Origin of the sequence: Bremerella sp. P1 (genome assembly GCF_028748185.1) — a bacterium.
Classification (GTDB): domain Bacteria; phylum Planctomycetota; class Planctomycetia; order Pirellulales; family Pirellulaceae; genus Bremerella.
On the sequence record NZ_CP118164.1, the window covers coordinates 1,176,467 to 1,196,647 of the forward strand.

16 protein-coding genes are annotated in these 20,181 nt (G+C 56.4%); 8 read left to right on the forward strand and 8 right to left on the reverse strand.

All coding sequences use genetic code 11. The features are described 5' to 3' along the window. Positions 1-40: 40 nt before the first annotated feature. The 3 genes from PSR63_RS04945 to PSR63_RS04955 form a co-directional block, all read right to left on the reverse strand. Positions 41-1,324: a dihydroorotase gene (locus tag PSR63_RS04945; RefSeq protein ID WP_274331251.1), complete on the reverse strand. Its 1,284-nt coding sequence runs from the start codon at positions 1,322-1,324 to the stop codon at positions 41-43. Between the two features lie 80 nt (positions 1,325-1,404). Further along, on the reverse strand, positions 1,405-2,364 hold the full coding sequence (locus PSR63_RS04950; protein WP_274331253.1) for an aspartate carbamoyltransferase catalytic subunit: 960 nt from the start codon (positions 2,362-2,364) through the stop codon (positions 1,405-1,407). A 160-nt stretch (positions 2,365-2,524) separates the two neighbouring features. Next, on the reverse strand, positions 2,525-4,192 hold the full coding sequence (locus PSR63_RS04955) for an efflux transporter outer membrane subunit (protein ID WP_274331255.1): 1,668 nt from the start codon (positions 4,190-4,192) through the stop codon (positions 2,525-2,527). Between the two features lie 387 nt (positions 4,193-4,579). On the opposite strand from PSR63_RS04955, the gene PSR63_RS04960 reads away from it, so the two are divergent. After that, positions 4,580-5,074 (forward strand): hypothetical protein, encoded by a 495-nt coding sequence (locus PSR63_RS04960; protein WP_274331257.1) that lies wholly within the window; start codon positions 4,580-4,582, stop codon positions 5,072-5,074. A gap of 70 nt (positions 5,075-5,144) precedes the next feature. On the opposite strand, the gene PSR63_RS04965 is transcribed toward PSR63_RS04960, so the two are convergent. Then, a complete protein-coding gene (locus tag PSR63_RS04965; RefSeq protein ID WP_274331259.1) occupies positions 5,145-6,836 on the reverse strand; it encodes an ABC transporter permease in 1,692 nt (563 codons plus the stop codon). A 617-nt stretch (positions 6,837-7,453) separates the two neighbouring features. Here PSR63_RS04965 and PSR63_RS04970 point away from each other — a divergent pair. From PSR63_RS04970 to PSR63_RS04995, 6 genes are all read left to right on the forward strand, one after another. Then, positions 7,454-8,458 (forward strand): DUF1559 domain-containing protein, encoded by a 1,005-nt coding sequence (locus tag PSR63_RS04970; RefSeq protein WP_274331261.1) that lies wholly within the window; start codon positions 7,454-7,456, stop codon positions 8,456-8,458. Between the two features lie 2 nt (positions 8,459-8,460). Next, on the forward strand, positions 8,461-8,910 hold the full coding sequence (locus tag PSR63_RS04975) for a carboxypeptidase-like regulatory domain-containing protein (protein ID WP_274331262.1): 450 nt from the start codon (positions 8,461-8,463) through the stop codon (positions 8,908-8,910). Positions 8,911-9,033: 123 nt separating this feature from the next. After that, positions 9,034-9,225 carry a hypothetical protein gene (locus PSR63_RS04980; protein ID WP_274331264.1) on the forward strand — a complete coding sequence of 64 codons (192 nt, stop codon included), beginning with the start codon at positions 9,034-9,036 and terminating at the stop codon, positions 9,223-9,225. A 96-nt stretch (positions 9,226-9,321) separates the two neighbouring features. Further along, a complete protein-coding gene (locus PSR63_RS04985) occupies positions 9,322-9,744 on the forward strand; it encodes a hypothetical protein (RefSeq protein WP_274331265.1) in 423 nt (140 codons plus the stop codon). 113 nt (positions 9,745-9,857) lie between these two features. Then, the gene (locus tag PSR63_RS04990) at positions 9,858-11,189 is read left to right on the forward strand and encodes a right-handed parallel beta-helix repeat-containing protein (protein WP_274331266.1); all 1,332 of its coding nucleotides are present in this window, start codon (positions 9,858-9,860) and stop codon (positions 11,187-11,189) included. A gap of 46 nt (positions 11,190-11,235) precedes the next feature. After that, on the forward strand, positions 11,236-12,417 hold the full coding sequence (locus PSR63_RS04995) for a Gfo/Idh/MocA family protein (RefSeq protein ID WP_274331267.1): 1,182 nt from the start codon (positions 11,236-11,238) through the stop codon (positions 12,415-12,417). A gap of 80 nt (positions 12,418-12,497) precedes the next feature. On the opposite strand, the gene PSR63_RS05000 is transcribed toward PSR63_RS04995, so the two are convergent. From PSR63_RS05000 to PSR63_RS05015, 4 genes are all read right to left on the reverse strand, one after another. Continuing rightward, on the reverse strand, positions 12,498-14,003 hold the full coding sequence (locus PSR63_RS05000; RefSeq protein ID WP_274331269.1) for a sulfatase-like hydrolase/transferase: 1,506 nt from the start codon (positions 14,001-14,003) through the stop codon (positions 12,498-12,500). 36 nt (positions 14,004-14,039) lie between these two features. Further along, on the reverse strand, positions 14,040-15,500 hold the full coding sequence (locus PSR63_RS05005) for a sulfatase family protein (RefSeq protein ID WP_274331271.1): 1,461 nt from the start codon (positions 15,498-15,500) through the stop codon (positions 14,040-14,042). Between the two features lie 17 nt (positions 15,501-15,517). After that, positions 15,518-17,023 carry a sulfatase family protein gene (locus tag PSR63_RS05010; RefSeq protein ID WP_274331272.1) on the reverse strand — a complete coding sequence of 502 codons (1,506 nt, stop codon included), beginning with the start codon at positions 17,021-17,023 and terminating at the stop codon, positions 15,518-15,520. A 152-nt stretch (positions 17,024-17,175) separates the two neighbouring features. Beyond that, positions 17,176-18,690 carry a sialate O-acetylesterase gene (locus PSR63_RS05015; protein WP_274331273.1) on the reverse strand — a complete coding sequence of 505 codons (1,515 nt, stop codon included), beginning with the start codon at positions 18,688-18,690 and terminating at the stop codon, positions 17,176-17,178. A gap of 343 nt (positions 18,691-19,033) precedes the next feature. Here PSR63_RS05015 and PSR63_RS05020 point away from each other — a divergent pair, with 343 nt between their 5' ends. Continuing rightward, positions 19,034-20,173 carry a substrate-binding domain-containing protein gene (locus tag PSR63_RS05020; RefSeq protein WP_274331275.1) on the forward strand — a complete coding sequence of 380 codons (1,140 nt, stop codon included), beginning with the start codon at positions 19,034-19,036 and terminating at the stop codon, positions 20,171-20,173. The last annotated feature ends 8 nt before the right edge of the window (positions 20,174-20,181 follow it).

The window sequence follows — 20,181 nt, forward strand, 5'->3', positions numbered from 1 at the left end:
CGGCTGCGAAAGGAACGTTCGGGAAAGCCCGTCGTGCGGGTTAGTTCCCATCGTAGCGGAACTTCGTCACTCCGCCTACGATCGTTTCCACCGCACGTCCGGTCAGTTCAACACCACCGAAGGGAGAATTGAAACTCTTCGAGCGGAAGGTGGACGGATCGACCGTCCACTTGGCTTCCGGATCGATCAGCGTCACATCGGCATCGGCACCAGGCTTGAGCGTTCCCTTTTCGACACCCAATACTGTGGCAACATTGGTCGACATGGCCCGAATCACCGTCAGCCAGTCGAGGTGCCCGGCATGCACCAAGTGCGTGCTGACCAACCCCAAGGCTGTCTCCAATCCGACCATACCAAACGGAGCTTCCGTAATCGCGCACATCTTCTTTTCCGAAGACCGCGGAGCATGCCCGCTGGCGATGACGTCGATCGTGCCATCTTTCAGCCCAGCAATACACGCGTCAATATGATCGCGTGAACGCAAGGGCGGATTGAGTTTTAAACTGGTGTGAAAGCCTCGCATGGCCGCGTCGGTCAACGCGAACTGATAGGCACAGATACTTGCCGTTACGCTTACGTCGCGGTCCTTTGCCCGGCGAAGGATATCGACCGTGCCGCTACAGGAAATGGCCAGCAAATGCAGCTTACCGCCGGTGGCTTCACAAATACGAATGTCGCGAGCGGCCATCACATCTTCGGCCTCGGCCGGCATCGGGGCGAGCCCTAGCACGGTACTGACCGAGCCGTCGTGCATGACGCCATCACGTGAGAGTTCGACCATCTCGGGCCGATTCAGCACGGGGCGATCGAACATGAGCGTGTATTCCAGGGCCCGGCGAAGCAGTTCCGGGTTGGACACCGGCCGTTGACCATCGCTGAACGCGATCGCTCCGGCATTGTGCAGAATGCCGATCTCAGCCATTTCTTCCCCTTGGCGTCCACTGCTAACGCACGCCACGGGAAACACGTTGCAATGATCGGCCTCGGATGCCTGGCGACCGAGATACGTCACGGCGGCGGCACTATCAACCGGTGGATTGGTTTCAGAAATGGCCGCGATGGATGTGAACCCGCCGGCAAGCGCTGCACAGCCAGCCGATTCGATCGTTTCGTCTTCCTCAAAACCTGGCTCACGAATCTGCACGTGCAGATCAATCAGCCCCGGGACGACCAACTTACCGGTAGCATCGATGACCTTCATCTCGTCCGTCGGCTCGACGTCGATGGCAGCGATGCGTCCCTCTTCGATCAGCAGGTTGGTAACGCGATCGATTTCTTGGCTTGGGTCGATGACCCGACCGTTTTGTATCAGCGTTTTCAGCATGGTCTCACGTCCAGTCCCTTCGCCCCTTCACCGGCGAAGGATGGGGTGCGGTTATGATTCTCTCTTCGATTCAAGCCCAATCAATTGGCACGCCCTGCGCTGACCAGCCACATGGCCGCCATGCGAACCGCCAAGCCGTTGTTCACCTGGTGCAGGATCACCGAATGCTCGCCGTCGGCCACCTCTGGGGTGATTTCAACACCGCGGTTGATCGGCCCAGGAGCCATAATCAAGATGTCTGACTTGGCCCGCTGCATGCGATTTTGATCCATCGCATAAAGCAACGCGTACTCGCGAACCGATGGGAAGGGACGCGTGTATTGCCGCTCGAATTGGATACGAAGCAAGTTCAAAACATCGCAACGGGGCAGGATCGCGTCCAAATCGTACGAGACCTCGACGCCGTATTCTTCCCAGCGGCGGGAAACAAGCGTCGACGGGCCACACACGATGACGTGCGCCCCAAGCTTTTGTAGTCCCCAGATATTCGACCGGGCCGTCCGGCTATGGGCGATATCCCCTACCAATGCGACGGTCTTGCCGCGTAAGTCGCCGCGATGCTGACGAATGGTTAGGATGTCGAGCAGACCTTGCGTGGGGTGCTCATGCGGACCGTCACCGGCGTTGATCACGGAAACGTCCATGTTTTCGGACAGCATCTGAGCGGTGCCGGGCGCCTTATGCCGACAGACGAGCGTATCGATACACATCGACTGGATCGTCTTGGCCGTGTCTAGCAGCGTTTCTCCCTTGGAGAGACTACTACTGGATGCCGAGAACTCGATGACATCGGAACCCAAGCGACGAGCCGCAAGCGAAAAACTGATTCGTGTGCGTGTCGAGTCTTCAAAGAACAGATTGACGCTGGTGCGACCGGTCAATAGCGGCAGCTTCTGGCGGCAATCTTGGGTGGATTCTTTGAACGCTTGAGCAACGTCGAGAAGAAGCGTGATTTCGTCTGACGTTAAACTTTCCAAATCGAGCAGATGCCGCTTTGTCCAGCGGCCTACGAAGGGCTCGAGAAAACCAGGCGTCTCCATGGAATCCCAGAATATGTAAGCGAAATGGGCCGGTTTACGTTGGGGCAAATTCTACGGATTCCGCAGCATGCTCACAACCTGGGGCGCGCGAAAAAGGACGACTGGGGCGAAAAAGTGCACCAGCCGTCCTTGTTTTCTCGTCCAAACCAACTCGCAGGACTTAGTTGGCGTCAGCCGCCGGAGGTGGCAAGGCATCGGCCGGCTGCAAAGCGTCCTTGGGAACTGGAAGGTTGGGGATCAGGTTATCATCCAGCGGGATGTCCTTGTTGTTTTCCCCATCGTTGGCGTCGGCGTTGTCGCCATCGGGATTGGCTGGGGTCGGCTCGATGATCTCCCCGGCTGGCACGGCCGTCGGATCAGGTGCGACCGCGAACGGATCGATCCAACCACCCCCCAGGGCCTTGTACAACGAGACCACCGCCAGGTAGATATCCCCTTCGGCCGCGGCTGCTTGGTCGTCCAGTTCCGCCTGGAAACGCTGAGCGTCGAGAAGCGTCTGGAACGGGATGATCCCCCCCTTGTACTGCTCTTCGGAAATCTCAGCTGCCGCACGAGCCGCCAAGGCTGCTTCGCGAAGGCTTCTGGCTCGCTCGATGCTGTAGCGGTACTGCGACAACGAGTCTTCCACTTCCTGCGCGGCCGAGATCACTTCGTTCTGGTAGAAGTAGACCAGACCTCGCCAACGAGCACGCTGGACTTCGATATCACTTCGCACGCGACCGAAGTCTAACAATCGCCATCGCATTGCCGGACCAGCCGCATAAGCAATACTGTTACTCGTAAACCAGCGGCTAAACTTGGTCGAGTCAACGGTGAACGAACCAGTAATCGTGAATCGCGGATACAGTTCCGATACGGCAACACCGATTCGAGCTGCTTGAGCTGCTAACTGACGTTCGGCCGAGCGAATATCAGGTCGCTGACGAATCAATTCGATCGGTAGACCAACATCGATGTCTTGCGGCAACATCGGAAATTGCTGCTGCGGGGTGATCTGCTTCGACAAGTCGGATGGTGGTTCGCCCATCAACACCGACAAGCGGTGGTAGGCCAGTTCCATTTCCTGACGTAGAAGCGGAAGGCCAGCTTCGGTGCTATACAAGTTGGACTTGGCCTGTTCGACGTCGAGTTGGCTCACCGTACCAGCGGCGAATCGGTCTTCGGTAATCTTCAGCGACTGACGCTGCAGTTGGATATTGCGTTCGACGAATTGAATTCGACGCTGCAAGGTTCGGACCTGAATGTAGTTCGCCCCCACTTCGCCCTGCAGACTGACGAGCAAATCGTTGTGGTCTTCGATCGCCACGTCGACGTCAGCATCGGCCGCTTGGAGTCGACGACGCACACCGCCGAAGATGTCGATTTCCCAAGTCGCATCGAAACCAGCCGACCAGAAGTTGAACGGCGGTGGGTTGAAGTTGGCCAGACCGAAGTTATTACCACTGCCGGATGTCTTACGACGCGTGTAGCTGGCGATGCCGTCGATATCGGGGAACAGACCGCCACGCACGATGCCGCGCAAAGCTCGGGCTTCGGCAATTCGTTCGGCAGCTTGTCCTAGCGTCAGGTTTTGCTGAGCCGTGCGAACGATCAGGCTAGTCAGTACGGGATCGTTGAACTTCGTCCACCAGGCAATCGAATCGTTGGGCGACTGACTCACCCCAGGCGGAAGTGGCGGAATCCATTCACACTGAAACGGCGCCCCAGGATCAATATGGTCTGGCCCGACCAGGCACCCAGTCAGACCGATGCCCACGGCTGCGACGGCGCTGAGCACGAGCTTGCCAATGACAACCGCTACTTTGCTCGTCGATTTTGATTTTCGCATAACCATTCGCAAGCTAACCTTTTTATTTCGAGATAGTCTATCTCCCAAGGAGATATCCGTCAGAAACGTTATCGGTGGAATAATTGCGCCAGGTTGCACAGGAACTTTGACGGTCGTAATAGTCACTCAACCGTTAATCTTGACGATAGTAGCGATAGCACGCTTTGGCGCGGTTGCCCGTGCTTTCGCCACCTCTGGGCCTGACATCATCGCGAGTCGCAGCTTGCTAGCTGACCATGCCCTTACGCAGATTAACTAATCCGAAATTTCTGCGGATTCGGTTCAACCGGAACACGACCGCTGGCCGATGTCCAAGAACGAGTCCGTGCGCAAGGATGCGTTCAGACCGCTCCCCCCAGAACACTCACTTCGCAAGGGATTGTGAGGATGAACCAACAACTTCCTCTATTCACACTTCCAGTGCTGGCCGTCATCTTATTGGCCAGTGGTTGCAGCACGGTTCCTCAATCCGATGCCGTGAGCACCCAAGATCAGGCCATGATTCCCCCGAATCAGCCGATGATCATGGTCGAGATGCAGTCGCCGGAAGCCGGCACTCAAACCCAGAAGATTCCACTTGCCTCGGCTCCGACGCTTCAGGCCGCGGTGATGCAATCCAAAGCCAATAAGAAATTCGATCGCTTCCACATCGCTGTGTCGCGTCTGCCGCAACGCCCAGGTGCCGCACCTGAGAAGCTGATCTCGAAGTACGACCACCACAACGAACAGATTCCGTTCGAGTACGACTATCAACTGCGTCCCGGCGACCGTGTCGTGATCGTTAAAGATCCGACCGATACCATGGACGACCTTTTGGGCACCATCATCGGCCCTATGCGAATGGCTGCCGGCCGCGAGCCTGTGAACAAGTCTCCATTCTAAGAGACTCTTGAGCCATCGAATTGAACATCAAGAGCGTGCCGCGCGAAAGTCGCCGGCACGCTTTTTTCGTTTAGTAAGAGACCCGCCAGCGTGTGCGGAAGAGCCAGACCATTACGCCGAACATCACCGCGTTCAAGCCAACGGTCAGCCCCATGAAGATTGAGAAGCGATACCAGTCGCCGGGGTTGTCAGTCGCTCCATCCAGGTCAACCTTCAGCGGAACATCCCACAACGCAGCGAAAGGGCTGATGAGTGTCAGTTGACGCGAAACTTCCGCCACCAGTGTGATCGGCGGCGGCTCTGGCTCGGTATTGGAAGCCGACGTGTAGTCGACGACCGCCGTTTCGGCCACCGGAGTGAACGCCAACTGAGCAAAGTAATCGAACGCGAGCGTCCCGCAGAACAGAGCGATGATCACCAGGTAAGTGCACATCAAGCTGTGCGATGTCTTACGAAACAACACCGAGCAGAACAGAGCCAACATCGAGGTCGTGATGCAAGTAATCAAGATCACCGATAAATACGCCAACACGGACGTCCAATTGGTCCAGTAGTATGGCACCATCACGCACGCTAGAAGCAGCGGCCAGAGCAAGAAGCCTGTGAGCACGCTCGACACGCGAAAGCCAGCGATCAATTTGCCGGAAAGAATCATCCACGGCGAGATCTCAGTCGTCAGCAGCAAATCGAGCGTTTCGCGTTCACGCTCGGAGGTAATGCTTCCCGCTGAGAAGACCGGCCCCACCAGGATGTTGAACAGAATCACATACGCCATGTAAAGCGGGGCGTACTGTGGCTTGAAGTACAGGCACACCGCCATCAACGGAATGGCCAGGAACATGCTGATCTGGATTACCAGGCGCAGCATCAACGTCCCTTGGGCGAAGATTTCGCTGTGAATCTCTTTGTCGTAGACCGGGTTCTTATGGTCATCCAGCAGTTGCGTCCGCTTGGGTGGCGCGAACAGGCGGTCCGGGAATTGATCGCGCTGAATCACCAGCCCGACCGCTTCGCGAGCCTCTTTCTCTAAGTCGACGACATCCTTTCCTTCGCTACCCACATCGTGCGGATACAACAACGTGCGGGCCGTGTAGAGCGAAAGCAAAAGAATTGTCGCCGCTGCAGCGGCTGGCACGGTAATCAACAAAACGATCAGACGCAGGCCACCATTCTGACCCAGCATCTGCCAGACGAATGCCCCGGCGAGTGCAATCGGTAAGATCAATAAGTAGGAAACGACCAGCGACGATGCCGTGCGGGCAAAGAAGCTGCTGCAGGCGACACTAATCATACCGAACGTCGCCACCGCAACCATCAAGATCGCGTACGCCGCCAGAAGTTCATACAGCGACACGCCACCCAGCGGCAGACATAACATCACGATCGGCAACGATGTGAAGATCAACAGCGCCAGGTGAGCGAGCGAGGCCAACAGCTTGCCCAGCACAATTGCTCCCGGCTTGAGCGGGCTGGCCAGCAGCATCTCGTAGGTCTTCCGCTCTTTCTCCCCGGTCAGCGTCCCCGAGGCAAAGCTCGGAGCCATCAACGAGGCGAGCACGAATTGACCAAGAAAGAACAGATCGAACAGTCGCCGGGCCGCTTCCTGATCGGCCGAGAGATCGAGTCGTTCTACCTGTGGCCAGGCAAAATAAACGATCGCCGCCAAAAGCATCTGATAAGCCAACAGCAACAAGAAGGCCCTTGCAGTACGCAAGTTGACCAGCAGTTCGCGCTGTAAGACAGGATTTTCAAGCAGATACATTAGTGGCAAATCCTTACCAGGCAAGGCGATGAGCACCTCGCTGTCCGACGAGGCTTGCCTATTCTAAACGTCCGCTCCAAGCCAAAGCTACCCTTAGGACAAGATTCCTCTGACTCGTAAGGATCACCGAAATCGAGCCAACACATCTTCCGTAACCTGCGTCAGTCCCCGAATCTTTCAAGTCGCTCATCGCAATTGATCAAACCGCTGGCTTCTGTAAGCTTTTTTGCGACACCATTTTGTCAATTTGTGTCGATTCCTGGTTTGATTTTGCGACGTTGCCCCCCAATTCGCTCACACACTAAGCAAATCAACAAGGCATCGCCTAAGGAGATAGCAATTCCCCTTAGCCTAGGGTGTCTATCACGAAATTGGCAGAAAGAAAACGCTTTCTATGAGCCAAAATTGACCATTTGCTTAGGGAAAGGATGGGACCTTGTAGGGAGATTAAAGGAACGATAACCGCAGCTGTGTTAAAACGCGCAAGCCGTTTCGGCTATCCGAGCTTCTTGGACCCACAGATTCGCCGGATTTGGAACGCCGTTTGATTAGTTATCGAACCAGGAAGTTGTTTGAGTTTTTTTCCTGCCTGACAGACCCTCCTGGAGTCGTATAAAGTGACCACGAAATACACCACACGAAGTGGTTTCTCCCTGGTCGAATTGCTGGTCGTGCTGGCGGTGATTGGCGTATTGGTCGCCTTGCTACTGCCTGCGGTACAACAAGCGCGCGAAACCTCGCGTCGTATGGCGTGCACCAACAACTTGAAGCAGCTGAGCCTGGCGCTGCACGTGTATCACGATACGTTTGAAGTCTTTCCCTATCGTGAAGGGGGTAGCGGTCAGCATCAGCACAATGGCGGAACGCTTGCTCCCTATCAACGTCAAAGCGGATTCGTCGGTCTGCTTCCTTACATCGAGCAATCGGCCGCTGCGAACGAAGTCCGGCTCAATGGCAACGCGGTGACCCCTTGGGATGACTTTCAACCTTGGACAATCACATTCAACGCGCTGCTATGCCCATCAAGTCCGCAGCATGTCTCTAACGACGTGATCGCAGACGCCAACTATACCTTCTGTGCCGGCGACTCCTTCGATACCGAAACGCTCGAGCCACGCGGTATCTTTGGTTTGGTGAAACACACGAGCATGGCGGATATCACGGACGGAACCAGCAACACACTCGCACTCTCCGAACATGGTTTCCCAACCAGCCCTGACGATCGGTTCAACGTCAACTACGGTAGCGATCCTGCGACGCCAGCGGAATGTGCGGTGACCTTCGATCCGATCAACGGCTACAGCAATCCGATTAGTGCCCCTGGCAGCCGCTGGACCGATGGAGGCTCGGCCTTCTCGGCAATGAATACCTGCCTGCCGCCCAATAGCCCGCAATGTGCTTACTCGAATCACGACGCTCAGGATGGTTTCTACACCGCATCCAGTTACCACCCAGGCGGCGTGATGGCCACGTTCGCCGATGGTTCGGTTCGATTCATTACTGAAACGATCGATGCCGGCAATCAAGGGGCTCATTCCGTGAAGGAAGGCCCGAGCCCTTACGGCGTGTGGGGTGCTATGGGAAGCAAGAGCGGTGGGGAATTCACCCCAGGTAGCGAGTAATCATGTTCCGCATTCACGCCACCATTCTGTTGATCCTGGCAGCGGCATCGCTGGGCTGCGGTTCCGGCGAGCCGACCCTGATTCCTGGACGCTCACCAACGATCCCAGTTCAGGGAAAAATCACCCTCGAAGGAACACCGATCGAAGGCGCCACCGTGATGTTCTTCAGCGAAAAGCTGAAGATCACCTCATATGGCAAGACCGATGCGACCGGCCAATACGAGCTGACGACCTACGAACCAGGCGATGGCGCTCCCATCGGACGATACCAGGTTTCGGTGAAGAAAACCGAGCAAAAGATCATCAAGGAGAGCGATCACCCGGCCCTTCCGCCGAAGTCGCAAACTTCTGAGCTTCTTCCGCCGCAGTATTCCGACTACGAGTCTTCGGAACTGAAAGCAGTCGTGTCCGAAGGAGGCACCAACTCGTTTCTGTTCAATCTCATGCCCTAGCGCCAAATCGGTTCGCGCTCTTCCCCCTCGAACTGGTGCGACGTTTTCAACGTGCGTAGGCAGGACGTCTGGCTTAGAATCTCTCTATCCCCCAACAATCATGCAGCGGCTGGAGAGAATTCAATGGGACCCATGCGAGGTCTATGGCGAGATACCTGGTGGCTCTGGTGTGTCTTTGCAGTACTTGTCGTGGTCGTATCATTCGCGGTCACTCCCTTCTTTGTCATCCTGATCCCGATCTTTGCCATCGTCTTCATCTACTTCAGCTTCATGCGCTACGACGACCAGGGACGCAACAAGGGTGACTTGATGTAGTCGACCGTCCGATTTCTGACAATAATGAACGTTGGACTACGAATAACGAGACGAACGTGCTCTACATGTTGTTTCTTCTTGAGGTAAGTCCCTAGCATGAACGGTGGTGAAGGCGTCTTAATCCTGATCGGGATCGCCATTGCGGTGAGCGTAATGTTTCGGCTGTTGGCCGGTTCACTCGATCGGGATCGCGTTCATCAATACATCACCAGCATCGGTGGTGAACTCTTAGAATCACACTGGGATCCTTTCGGCCCTGGCTGGTTTGGTGAGAAGAACGATCGCATCTACAAGGTCCGTTATCGTGATCGCCAAGGCTGCATCCACAGCGCCCACGTGAAGACATCAATGATGAGTGGCGTCTATCTGACCAATGACACAATCATCAGCCGCCCCCAGCCCAAAACCGAGCCCCCTCGCCCGAAACATCTCGATTTACCCGAAAAGCAGGAGACGGTTGAGGAGGAAAAGGCCCGACTTCGCAGGCGCTTGGCCGAACTAGAGGAGTTGGACGATTAGTTCGTTCATGGCAGATTCTCCAGCGGCATGCTAAACTTGGGTATCTAACCGAATACCTCCCTCAGGCGGTTTCCAATCGCTTGATTTGCCTCCCTCCCCGGCCCTGGATGTTCATGACCACAGCCCGTTGGTTACCGCTGTCGCTCGGTTTGCTTCTAACGACGTCCTCCTGGACGTTTGCCGCCGATTATTTCGTCGCTCCGGATGGCCTTGATAGTAACCCTGGAACCAAAGAAGCCCCGTTCGCTTCGATTCAACATGCCGAAACAGCCGCCGAGCCAGGCGACACCGTTTACTTGCGTGGCGGCACCTATCGTATGCAGGAAGCCGACATCGCCCGCAAGCGGCGGATCTGGGCCTACGTGATTCACCTGCGGAAGAGCGGCAAAGAAGGCCAACCGATTCGTTACTTCGCCTATGAGAACGAGCGTCCGGTCTTCGACTTCTCGGACGTGAAGCCGGAAGGCCACCGCGTGCATGCGTTTCAGGTCGAAGGTTCATGGCTTCATCTGCGGGGCATTGAAGTGGTCGGTGTGCAGGTCACCATGACCGGGCACACACAATCGATCTGTTTCGCCAACGAAGGACACCACAATGTCCTGGAGCGGTTGAGCATGCACGACGGCCATGCGATCGGCATCTATGTGGTTCGCGGCAGCGATAGCTTGTACCTCAACTGCGATGCCTACAACAATCATGATCCCGTCTCGCAGGGAGGTCGCGGCGGCAACGTCGATGGCTTCGGTTGTCATCCCCGGCCGGGGGCAAAGAATAATGTCTTTCGCGGCTGCCGAGCCTGGTTTAACGCCGACGACGGTTTCGATTGCATTAGCGCCGATGAAGCCGTTCGCTTCGAGAACTGCTGGGCTTTCTGGAATGGCTACTCATCCAAATTCGAAGCCCGGGCCGATGGCAACGGTTTCAAGGCCGGTGGCTACGGCGTTTCGCCCAACCCCCGCGCACCGCGTGACATTCCTCGGCACGTGATTCAGAACTGCGTGTCCGTCGGCAACAAGAACAGCGGCTTCTACGCCAACCATCATCCCGGCGGCTGCGACTGGCTGAACAACACGGCCTATCGCAACGGAGCCAACTTCAACATGTTGAACCGTTCGACCGACTTCCAAAAGGATGTCCCCGGCTTCGGTCACGTCTTGAAGAACAACGTAGCCTACGGTGGCCGACGAGCGATCGTGAACATCGACGAGCAAGAGTGCACGCTCGAGGCGAACACGTTCGACAACGAAATCGAAGTCACCAAGGAAGACTTCGTCGAGCTGAAAGACAACCAGCAACTGTCCGCAGCCCGGCAGGCCGACGGAAGCCTCCCTCAGATGACCTTCCTGAAGCTATCGCCAAACAGCAAGCTTATCGACGCTGGCGTTGATGTCGGCTTGCCCTTGGAAGGAAAAGCACCCGACATCGGGGCGTTTGAAACCAAGTAATCAACTCCTCTCCCTAAACTCTCTTCTCAATATCAACTGGCCTACCATGAAACGCCGTACCTTCCTTGCTGCCTCGTCCGCTGCCTTGGTTTTACCGTCGGCGGCCTATGCGATCACTCCTCCGCGTCCCACCGCCGTGATCGGGCATACTGGCCGCGGCAACTATGGGCATGGGCTCGATACGATGTGGCTTAAGATCAGCGAGACACAAGTGGTGGCCGTGGCCGACGCCGATCCGCGTGGCTTGTCGCTGGCCACCAAACGGCTGGAAGGGGCCAAAGGATTTGCCGACTACCAGGTCATGCTCCATACCGTGAAGCCCGAGTACGTTTCCGTTTGTCCGCGACATCCCGACCAGCACTTCGATATGGTCCTGGCCGCCATCGAGGCAGGCGCCAAGGGGATCTACTGCGAGAAGCCATTCGTTCGTAACCCAGCCGAAGCCGATGCCCTGATCGCCGCGGCCGAGAAACGCGGCACCAAGGTCGCCGTCGCGCATCGCAATCGCTATCACCCGGCGCTGGAGCATATCGATACGCTCATCGAATCGGGCGAGCTTGGCAAAGTCCTGGAGCTGCGCGGCAAAGGCAAGGGAGACCATCGCGGGGGTGGCGAAGACCTGTGGGTGTTGGGCTCGCACATCGTCAACTTGTTCTGCTACTTCGGCGGCGGCAAACCGAAGAGTGTCTCCGGTATGCTGCTGCAAGATGGCAAGCTGGTTACCCGCCAGGATGTTAAACGTGGCAACGAAGGTCTGGGACAGCTAGCCGGCAACGAAGTGCATGCCCGCTTCCTAATGGACAACGGCATGGTTGCATACTACGAGTCGATCGCCAACGACGGCACCAGCCCCAATGGCTACTGCTTTCAAATCATCGGCAGCAAGGGAACGGTTACCTGGCACATCGACCGCGACCCGGTCGCCCACTTCACGCCGGGCAACCCTTACGATCCAGCGAACACGCCTCGCAAGTGGATTCCAATTACTTCCCAGGGAGTCGGCAAAGAGGAAACGGATCCTGAATCAATCCAAAAGGTTCACAACCACGTCGCTGCGGGAACCGACTTACTGTGGGCGGTGTCCGGCAATAGTGCTCCTAAGTGCGATATTCAGGATGCTGCCTGGACCGTGGAAATGATCTGCGGCGTCTTCGAATCGCATCGCCAAGGCGGAAAGATCGTCGAGTTCCCTCTCAAGGAACGAGAAAACCCGCTTGCGAAGCTTTAACGCGTCGTCAATCGTTCCCGTGGGTACCACACGACTGGTACCCACGCGTCCTGACTTGAAGGCCTGGTGGCCAAAGCCAATTACTTGGCCTGATCCCACAGCACGAACGGATCGTCCAGGCGTTTCATTTCTGCCTGCAGCAAGGCTTCCAATTCTTTTCGCTGGGGCGCGTACTTCGGATCGTCGGCCAGGTTCGTTTGATGCTTCTCGGGAGTCATGCCAGTCATGGCGATCACTTCCTTGGCGTGATGCTGCGGCAGGAACTCGTGCGGGTTCTCGGCCAGGTTGAACAGCTGCGTCTCTTGCACACCGGCACTGGGCACATCGTACTTCAGCAGCTTCCAGTCACCTTTCTTCACGCATCGCATGCCAGGCTTTTCGCCGCCACAGTACACGCCGTACAGCACGTCGCGAACGGTATCCTTTTCGCCCATTAATACGGGCTTGAAGCTTTCGCCTTCGTTGGTCTTGGGCGCCTCAACGCCAGTCAGGTCGCAGATCGTTGCCAACACGTCCAACAAGTAGATATTCCCCTCAGCACGCGTGCCAGACTTGATGCCAGGGCCTTTGACGACAAACGGAACGCGCCAGGTGTGCTGGTAAAGGTTCTGCTTCCCTTGCAGACCATGACGACCAATCGCCATGCCGTGGTCCGCAGTGTAGATGATGTAGGTGTTGTCGAGTTCCCCCATCGCTTCGAGCTTGTCCAACACCTTGCCGATCTGGATGTCGATGTTTTCACTGCAGGCAAACTCACGCCCCAGTTCGTTGCGGATGGTCGCCTCGTCACGGTTCGTCCACACGCCACTGACAGACACTTCGTCGCGCACGTTCAAGTGGCTATTCTCAAACGGATGCTTGGGCAACCAGTTGGGCGGCATCTGTGGCTGCTTGTCGTTGGGCTCCGGCAGTGTCGTCTGCTTGGTGTGATTGATCGAACCGTACTTCTCCAGCAGTTCCGGCGTACCGTCACGCGTATCGTGCGGGTGCGAGAACCCGAAGTAAATCAGAAACGGATCTTTGTCGTTCGCCTTCTCTCGCTCATTTAAATAATCGAGAACCTGCTTGCCATGCCAGGCACTACCGGTCTCTTCGGTGCCACCCCGCTTCGAAGCATCCCGAACGACGGTGAACTGCTTGTTAGCCCCGTCGTAGCTGTTCCCCTTCTTACAGGTTCGCATCGTGTCGTACCCGGCACGATTGAACACGGCGGCCATGGTGTATTCCGGAAGGTTCTCAGGAACCAGGCCCGCATTCCCTTCATTCGGGTTTCGCTTGCGGTTCATTCGGCTAGGAATGTGCCACACGGTGCGACCACTCATCACCATGTGTCGCGATGGTGTGCAAACTGCTCCCGACCACGAGCCCATATGATAGGCCCCATCGAAGACCATGCCGTCGGCCGCCAGTTGGTCGATCACGGGTGTATGGAGCTTGGAGTCCTGATTGTAGAACTTGAAGTCAAACGGAGATTGATCGTCGGCAATGATAAACAAGATATTCGGCCGTTCGGCTGCCGAAGCGGTCGCCATTAGGCCGACCGTCAGAAGCAAACACGCGAGTGCCATTCGAGTAGCGATGATCATGGAAAGTCCTAGATGGGGTGATGGGACAAGGTTAACTCAGTTCTTTTCACTCTTCCAAAGGTCGATGTTATTCGTATCGTTCTTTGATTTCGGTCCGTCGGTGCTACGACCACGCTCGACGTCGGCTTGCAGTTGCTTTAACAGTCGCTGGGCAATCGACACTTCGGTCAGGTAGCGATTGTCCTGTTCACCAACGTCTTCGGTCATGTTGTAAAGCTGCGCCTTGGGAGCATTCTTACCCGCCTGCTTTTCATTGGGGGAACTCCACCCGCCGGATCCGCGAGCAAGGGCCAACTTCCACGGACCTTGTCGATAGGCGAAGTGCCCACTGACCGAATGATGGACAACACCAGTTCGAGTCGAAGAGATCGGCTTGCCGGAGAGTGCTGGCAGAAAGCTGACGCTATCCTCGCAAGCGTCCGACGGAACCTCGGCCCCGATCAACTCGGCTGCAGTCGCAAACCAGTCGGTCAAGCAGATCAACTGATCGCTTGTCGAACCTGCTTCAACTTTGCCAGGCCAACGCACGAGAAACGGTACACGATGTCCGCCGTCCCAGATGTCGGCCTTTGAGCCGCGAAGATGGGCACTAACGATGTGCCCCTGCTCGGCCAGCTTCTGGATGCCGGCCGCTTTGCTACAGCCATTGTCACTGGTGAAGATGACCAAGGTATTGTCGGTCAGACCGTTACGCTCGAGTGCCTTACTGACCTCGACGACGACGTTATCGGTCTCCATCACGAAGTCGCCGTAGTCCCCCAGGCCGCTTTTGCCCTGCCAGGCTTCGGTCGGCAGGATTGGTGTATGGGGCGAGCCGAGCGGAATGTACAGGAAGAAAGGTTGCTTGCCGCCCGCATGCTGATCGATGTACTCGACGCTCTTCCTGGTAAGTCGCGGCAGCATATGGATGGGAGGATCATGGGCAATGACCGTATCGTTCTCGATCACCGTCTGCATGTCACGCGCGTGGTGAAAGCCGTGGTAATAATCGAATCCGCGAGCCAGCGGGCCATCCGGAATCTTGGTGCCCACCGGCGGCGACTTGAAGTCCTTCGCCTTATATGGCTTGCCCGTTTGAGGATCGCAGTACTGAAAGTTCAAGTGCCACTTGCCAATGATCGCCGTCTGATAGCCGTGCTCTTTCAAAAAACTGGCCACGGTCGGGCGGTCTTCGTCAATCAAGCAAGGGGCAAAACCGGTTACCACACCCTTTTGCAACGTGGTCCGCCAACTGTAACGCCCGGTCAACAAGCCGTAGCGAGTCGGCGTACAAACGGATGAACCGCTATGAGCATCGGTGAAGGTCATGCCCTGCTTGGCGAGTGCATCGGCACCCGGCGTGGCAATCTTACCGTGCTCGGGATTGAGACACTGGACGTCTCCATAGCCGAGATCATCACACATGATGAAGACGATGTTCGGCTTCTCTGCGCCCCACAGAATCTGCGGTACAAATAGCACTAACGCCAAGCAAAACCAAGTCACTCGAGAGGTCATGTTCGTGCTCCTGTGCACTATTTCGCCAAACGGGGTGCGGAGTGGCCTTGCTGCTGGATCTTGGCCAACAGCTTCTGCATCTGCTCAACCTTCTCGGGGTGATCGGCCGCCAGGTTGTGACGCTGACCGATGTCGTTCTTTAGGTTGTACAACTCGACCGGTTGATCGTCGTCGCCTGGATAATTGTGCCGAGGCTCCCAGGCTTGCCAGCCCTTCGAGCGATAGCCGGTCTTGTGATCGACCAGCAGCCAGTCGCCGTCTCGGATGGCATACTGTTTGTCGAACGTGTTATGCACGTGCGATGCCCGAACGTCTTCGGTCTCACCCTTGAGGTGTGGCAGCATGTCGTGTGAATCTTCGGCGGCATCATCCGGCAACTTATAGCCGAGTGCCGAAGCAAAGGTCTCCATCAAGTCGATCTGCGAAACCAAAGCATCACTTACACTGCCAGGCTTGGTCACGCCTGGCCAACGGACGATAAACGGCACGTGATGGCCACCTTCGTAGATGTCTCGCTTCAAACCGCGGAACGGCTCTGGCGACCAGTGACCATACTTCGCATCGCGAGCATAGGCGTAATGCTCAGGCCCATTGTCGGCCGTGAAGACAACGATCGTGTTGTCGGCCTGGCCCGATGCTTCCAAAGCAGCGAGCAGTCGGCCGACCATCGCGTCGGTTTCGACGACAAAGTCACCGAAGGGTCCGGCACCACTCTTTCCGTCGAAGGCATCGTTGGGAATGATCGGAGCATGGGGACAAGGAAACGCGAAGTAGAGGAAGAACGGTTCCTTCTGATCTTTTCGCGACTCAAGATACTCGACGCCTTGATCGGTCAGCGTCGGCAGCACGGCATAGGGATCCCAACCGGTGACCATCGGACCCGGACGACATTCCCAACTCCCTTCCTTAATCTTCTTCCACTTCGACTCGTCTTTCATCGTGTCGGGGATCTGGGCCATCTTGTCATCTTTGATCCAGGCATACGGCGGAAAGTTGATCACCGTATCGCCAAAGTAATGATCGAAGCCGTGAGCGAGCGGTCCGTCAGGGATCGATTTCGTCCAATCGAAGCTGTCAGGCTGAATGCCTTTGTTCTTACGAATCGCATTCCAGTCCCAGCCCAGGTGCCATTTACCGATGCAGGCGGTGGTGTAGCCTTGCTCTTTGAGCATCTCTGGCATGGTCAAACGCTCAGGCTTGAAGACCGATCCACCAAATGCATTCACGATCCCATGAAAGTCGCGCCAATGATGTCGACCGGTAAGCAGTGCATAGCGACTGGGTGTGCAGATGCCGGACGAAGAATGCCCATCGGTGAATCGCGTGCCGGAAGCCGCGAGCTTGTCGAGATTGGGCGTGGGGATCTTTCCCTTGGCGTTGTAGCAAGAGAGATCGCCGAACCCAAGATCATCGGCATAGAGAATCAAAATGTTGGGCTGGTCTTTTTCGGCGGCACGCAGCGTACCGGCCGACGTACTAACCAAAGCCAATAATAGCGCAGCAAACAGAAGGGGTCGCATCATAAGTTCAGGCTCGATAAGCGGTTGGGGCGGGATCGAAACTCGAAAACGAGGTGGCCAGTGGGCACAACGGCCCCTGGGCACTATTAAACAGCCGCGCGCGATCGATCCTGTCGCGCTAATTCGGATGTTTCGCGAAGTTTCCTGAAATCAACCTACGGCGCGTAGTCATCCGTTCGGAACGGCACCGCCGGCAAATCCCAGTCGTTGATCAAATTCACTTGCGGGAACGAGGCAAACGCGTAGCGAACGGCGACCGGATCAGGGACGTCTTCGCTGGTCAAGCGAACCGTCTCGCCGTTGATCTTGGCCACCGCTGGCTTCCACTTGCGATCCTTGCCGGAAATCCAAAATCCCGTTGGGTCGTTGCCGTCCGTGGTCTTCAGACCTCGGGCATGACTAAGCGATACCACGGCTGTCGCTCCATCGATCTGCATGCTCTTCAATTGCGGACCGGACGGATCGACTCTGCCCGGCTGAAGATAGTTCAGCGCGATCATCGCCAACCGTTTACCAATGGGACGTTTGTCGGTCGGATGAATGTTAGTGAGGTGTCCCAGATCGATCGTGTTCGCCAGCCCGGTGTTGGGCAGTTCCAAGAGCTTGGCCTGCGACTCGCGCATCCATGCCCATCCGTGCGCGATGGGTGACTCAACATCCTTGGTCGGCGACGTAGCAGCCATGCGACCATAGCGAGGAAGCATGACGGCCAGCATCTGGAAGTCCTCGTTCTGAAAGCGATCCCGCAGCAGTTGGGTCCATAGCTTGAGCGTCTCGCCATACTGCTTCATCGTCACGAGCGAATGCGAGTTGGCTTCTCCCTGATACCACACCATCCCGCGAACGCTAAGTGGTTCGAGCGGATGCAACATCGCGTTATACAGAAGATTCGGCCGCTTGCGGAGGAAAATGTTTTCATCGCGCGTCCATCGCTCGCCGCCTGCCTGTTTGGCGATCAAGCTGGCGACGCGGTCGTGCTCTTCGGTGTCCAACTGATTCAGTGCCGCTTGGAAGTGAGGCAGGTCCTTACCCAAACTGCGCGGCATCCAGCCTTCGATGGACGAGCTTCCCCAGGAGGTTTCAATAACAGCGACCGGCACGTTTAGCGACTTCTGCAAGTCGTAAGCGAACGTGGTGGCAACGGCACTGTTGCCAGGGCCGGCGATCCACTTTGCCTGGCAACGATCTTGCTCCTCGAACGCCACGTCCTGTGTGATCTGCAAACAGCGAACCTGCTGTGAAGTCAGCCTATCCGCGAGTTTCTTGATTTCGGGGATACCCTTGTAGCCCATTTGCATGTTGGACTGTCCACTACAAATCCACACTTCGCCGAACATGACATCCTGGGCGATCAGCGTCTGCTCGCCGCTCCGGGCAATCAGCTCATAACCGCTGCCGGCTTGCATAGCCTCCAGCGATACCTTCCAACTGCCGTCGGCGGCGACCGTGGTGGTGGCCTGCGGATCCTTGCTCATAACCAGCTGGTCGCCGATCTTCACGGTGACCTTCTCGCCTGGTGTTCCCCAGCCCCAAACCCGAATCGGCATATCGCGCTGCAGAATCATGTGATCACCGAAAGGAGACGCCCACTGAAATGGCTCAGCGACGGCCGTTCTGTGCGCGAAAACACACGACAAGAGGGCAAGCAGAAACAAAAACTTTCGGACCATTAGAGAATTCTTTCGATACAGGCAGGATACGTTGACAAGCCTGGCAATGAGTACTCTTAAACGCTTTACAGGAAACCACATACGATAACAAGCAGACCGGCCAAATTAGGCCATCTATGCCATGATTTGGTACAAATACGCCCCGTCTCTTAGGGAGAAACAACCACCTAGTCTATTGCAAAAACACGAAATTGCACGTAAAACCTTGCGCAATACACCATACAAGATCGCGCACGTCGACGTCCTCTCCCTTTGACGGGCCAACCTGACATTCTGGACGCATATGAGTGAAAAAATAACGATCGGGATCCATTCAGCTTCTTGGACCGAACATTCCCGACGCGTGTTGCAAGGACTACTCAATTACATCGAAGAGTATCCCAACATTCAAGTTCGCGACTTTCGATTCTCGAGCAACGACCCCAACCTGGTCGGCAATCCTCCGTGGGCGGGCAAAGTGGACGGGGCCATCGTTTCCGCTGGTCGCAACGCCGGCATCACCACTTGGCTCAAGCGAGGCAAAGTCCCGGTAGTCCTGGCCAGTGGCGACTTGATTGATTCCGGCTTCGTCTCGGTCTACACCGATGTGCATTCGGTCGGTCGACTTGCCGCGTCTCACCTGACCGAAGCAGGCTTCGAGCACATTGCCTTCGTCGGATACCAGAAGTCGGACGGATCGAAACGACGCCGCGACGGACTCGCGGATGAACTCACCAAGCGCGGCATCAAGCTCAAGGCCGTTGCCCTCAAGGAAATCCCGGTGGATACGGTTGATGAAGACCGAGAGATCTCCGAATCAACGGTCGAAAAGATTCAACAGCTACTAGAGAAGTCCCCCAAGCCGCTTGCCGTTGTCGCGCTTAACGACGTCGTGGCCGAGTTTGTCGCGAAGATCGCCCTCGAAATGGGGCTCTCGATTCCTGATGAAATCGGCGTGCTGGGCGTGGGAGACTCGGAACGTGCTCGCATGGCCGATCCACCACTTTCCAGCGTGCATACGCCCGGCGTCGAGATTGGCTACCGCTGTGCGTCGCTACTGCACTCGATGATCTTAGGGAACACCCCGAAGGAAACCGTTTTCGAGATCCCCGCCGAGCAGGTCTCGGCCAGGCGTTCAACCACCGGCTGGAAACGTGCCGCGGTGACCGATATCGATCGGGCCGTGAGCTACATTCGCGAACATGCCTGCGACGGTATTCGCTTGAAGGATGTTTCGAGTGCAGTCCGAATTCCGATCCGTACCTTAGAGATCGAATTCAAAAAGCAGATCGGCCGCTCGATGGGGGAAGTGATCCGCGAAGTTCGCTTGGAACGCGTGAAGCATTTGCTCGAGACGACTAATCTCTCGACGCAGCGGATCGCAGCCATGGTGGGCTACAGTCACTATTCCTACTTGAATAAGTTGCTGCGTGACGAATTGAATGTCACCCCCAGCCAGTACCGCAAACAGCAGCGGAAAGCCAACGCTGAGCTGGAATCGTAACGCATGCA

Excerpts from the sequence above, each read along its gene's own strand:
- PSR63_RS05015 (WP_274331273.1), bottom strand. The coding sequence starts at position 18,690 with ATGGTCCGAAAGTTTTTGTTTCTGCTTGCCCTCTTGTCGTGTGTTTTC.
- PSR63_RS04975 (WP_274331262.1), top strand. The coding sequence starts at position 8,461 with ATGTTCCGCATTCACGCCACCATTCTGTTGATCCTGGCAGCGGCATCG.
- PSR63_RS04995 (WP_274331267.1), top strand. The coding sequence starts at position 11,236 with ATGAAACGCCGTACCTTCCTTGCTGCCTCGTCCGCTGCCTTGGTTTTA.
- PSR63_RS04950 (WP_274331253.1), bottom strand. The coding sequence starts at position 2,364 with ATGGAGACGCCTGGTTTTCTCGAGCCCTTCGTAGGCCGCTGGACAAAG.
- PSR63_RS04960 (WP_274331257.1), top strand. The coding sequence starts at position 4,580 with ATGAACCAACAACTTCCTCTATTCACACTTCCAGTGCTGGCCGTCATC.
- PSR63_RS05005 (WP_274331271.1), bottom strand. The coding sequence starts at position 15,500 with ATGACCTCTCGAGTGACTTGGTTTTGCTTGGCGTTAGTGCTATTTGTA.
- PSR63_RS04980 (WP_274331264.1), top strand. The coding sequence starts at position 9,034 with ATGGGACCCATGCGAGGTCTATGGCGAGATACCTGGTGGCTCTGGTGT.
- PSR63_RS04955 (WP_274331255.1), bottom strand. The coding sequence starts at position 4,192 with ATGCGAAAATCAAAATCGACGAGCAAAGTAGCGGTTGTCATTGGCAAG.
- PSR63_RS04945 (WP_274331251.1), bottom strand. The coding sequence starts at position 1,324 with ATGCTGAAAACGCTGATACAAAACGGTCGGGTCATCGACCCAAGCCAA.
- PSR63_RS04990 (WP_274331266.1), top strand. The coding sequence starts at position 9,858 with ATGACCACAGCCCGTTGGTTACCGCTGTCGCTCGGTTTGCTTCTAACG.
- PSR63_RS04985 (WP_274331265.1), top strand. The coding sequence starts at position 9,322 with ATGAACGGTGGTGAAGGCGTCTTAATCCTGATCGGGATCGCCATTGCG.
- PSR63_RS04965 (WP_274331259.1), bottom strand. The coding sequence starts at position 6,836 with ATGTATCTGCTTGAAAATCCTGTCTTACAGCGCGAACTGCTGGTCAAC.
- PSR63_RS05010 (WP_274331272.1), bottom strand. The coding sequence starts at position 17,023 with ATGATGCGACCCCTTCTGTTTGCTGCGCTATTATTGGCTTTGGTTAGT.
- PSR63_RS05000 (WP_274331269.1), bottom strand. The coding sequence starts at position 14,003 with ATGATCATCGCTACTCGAATGGCACTCGCGTGTTTGCTTCTGACGGTC.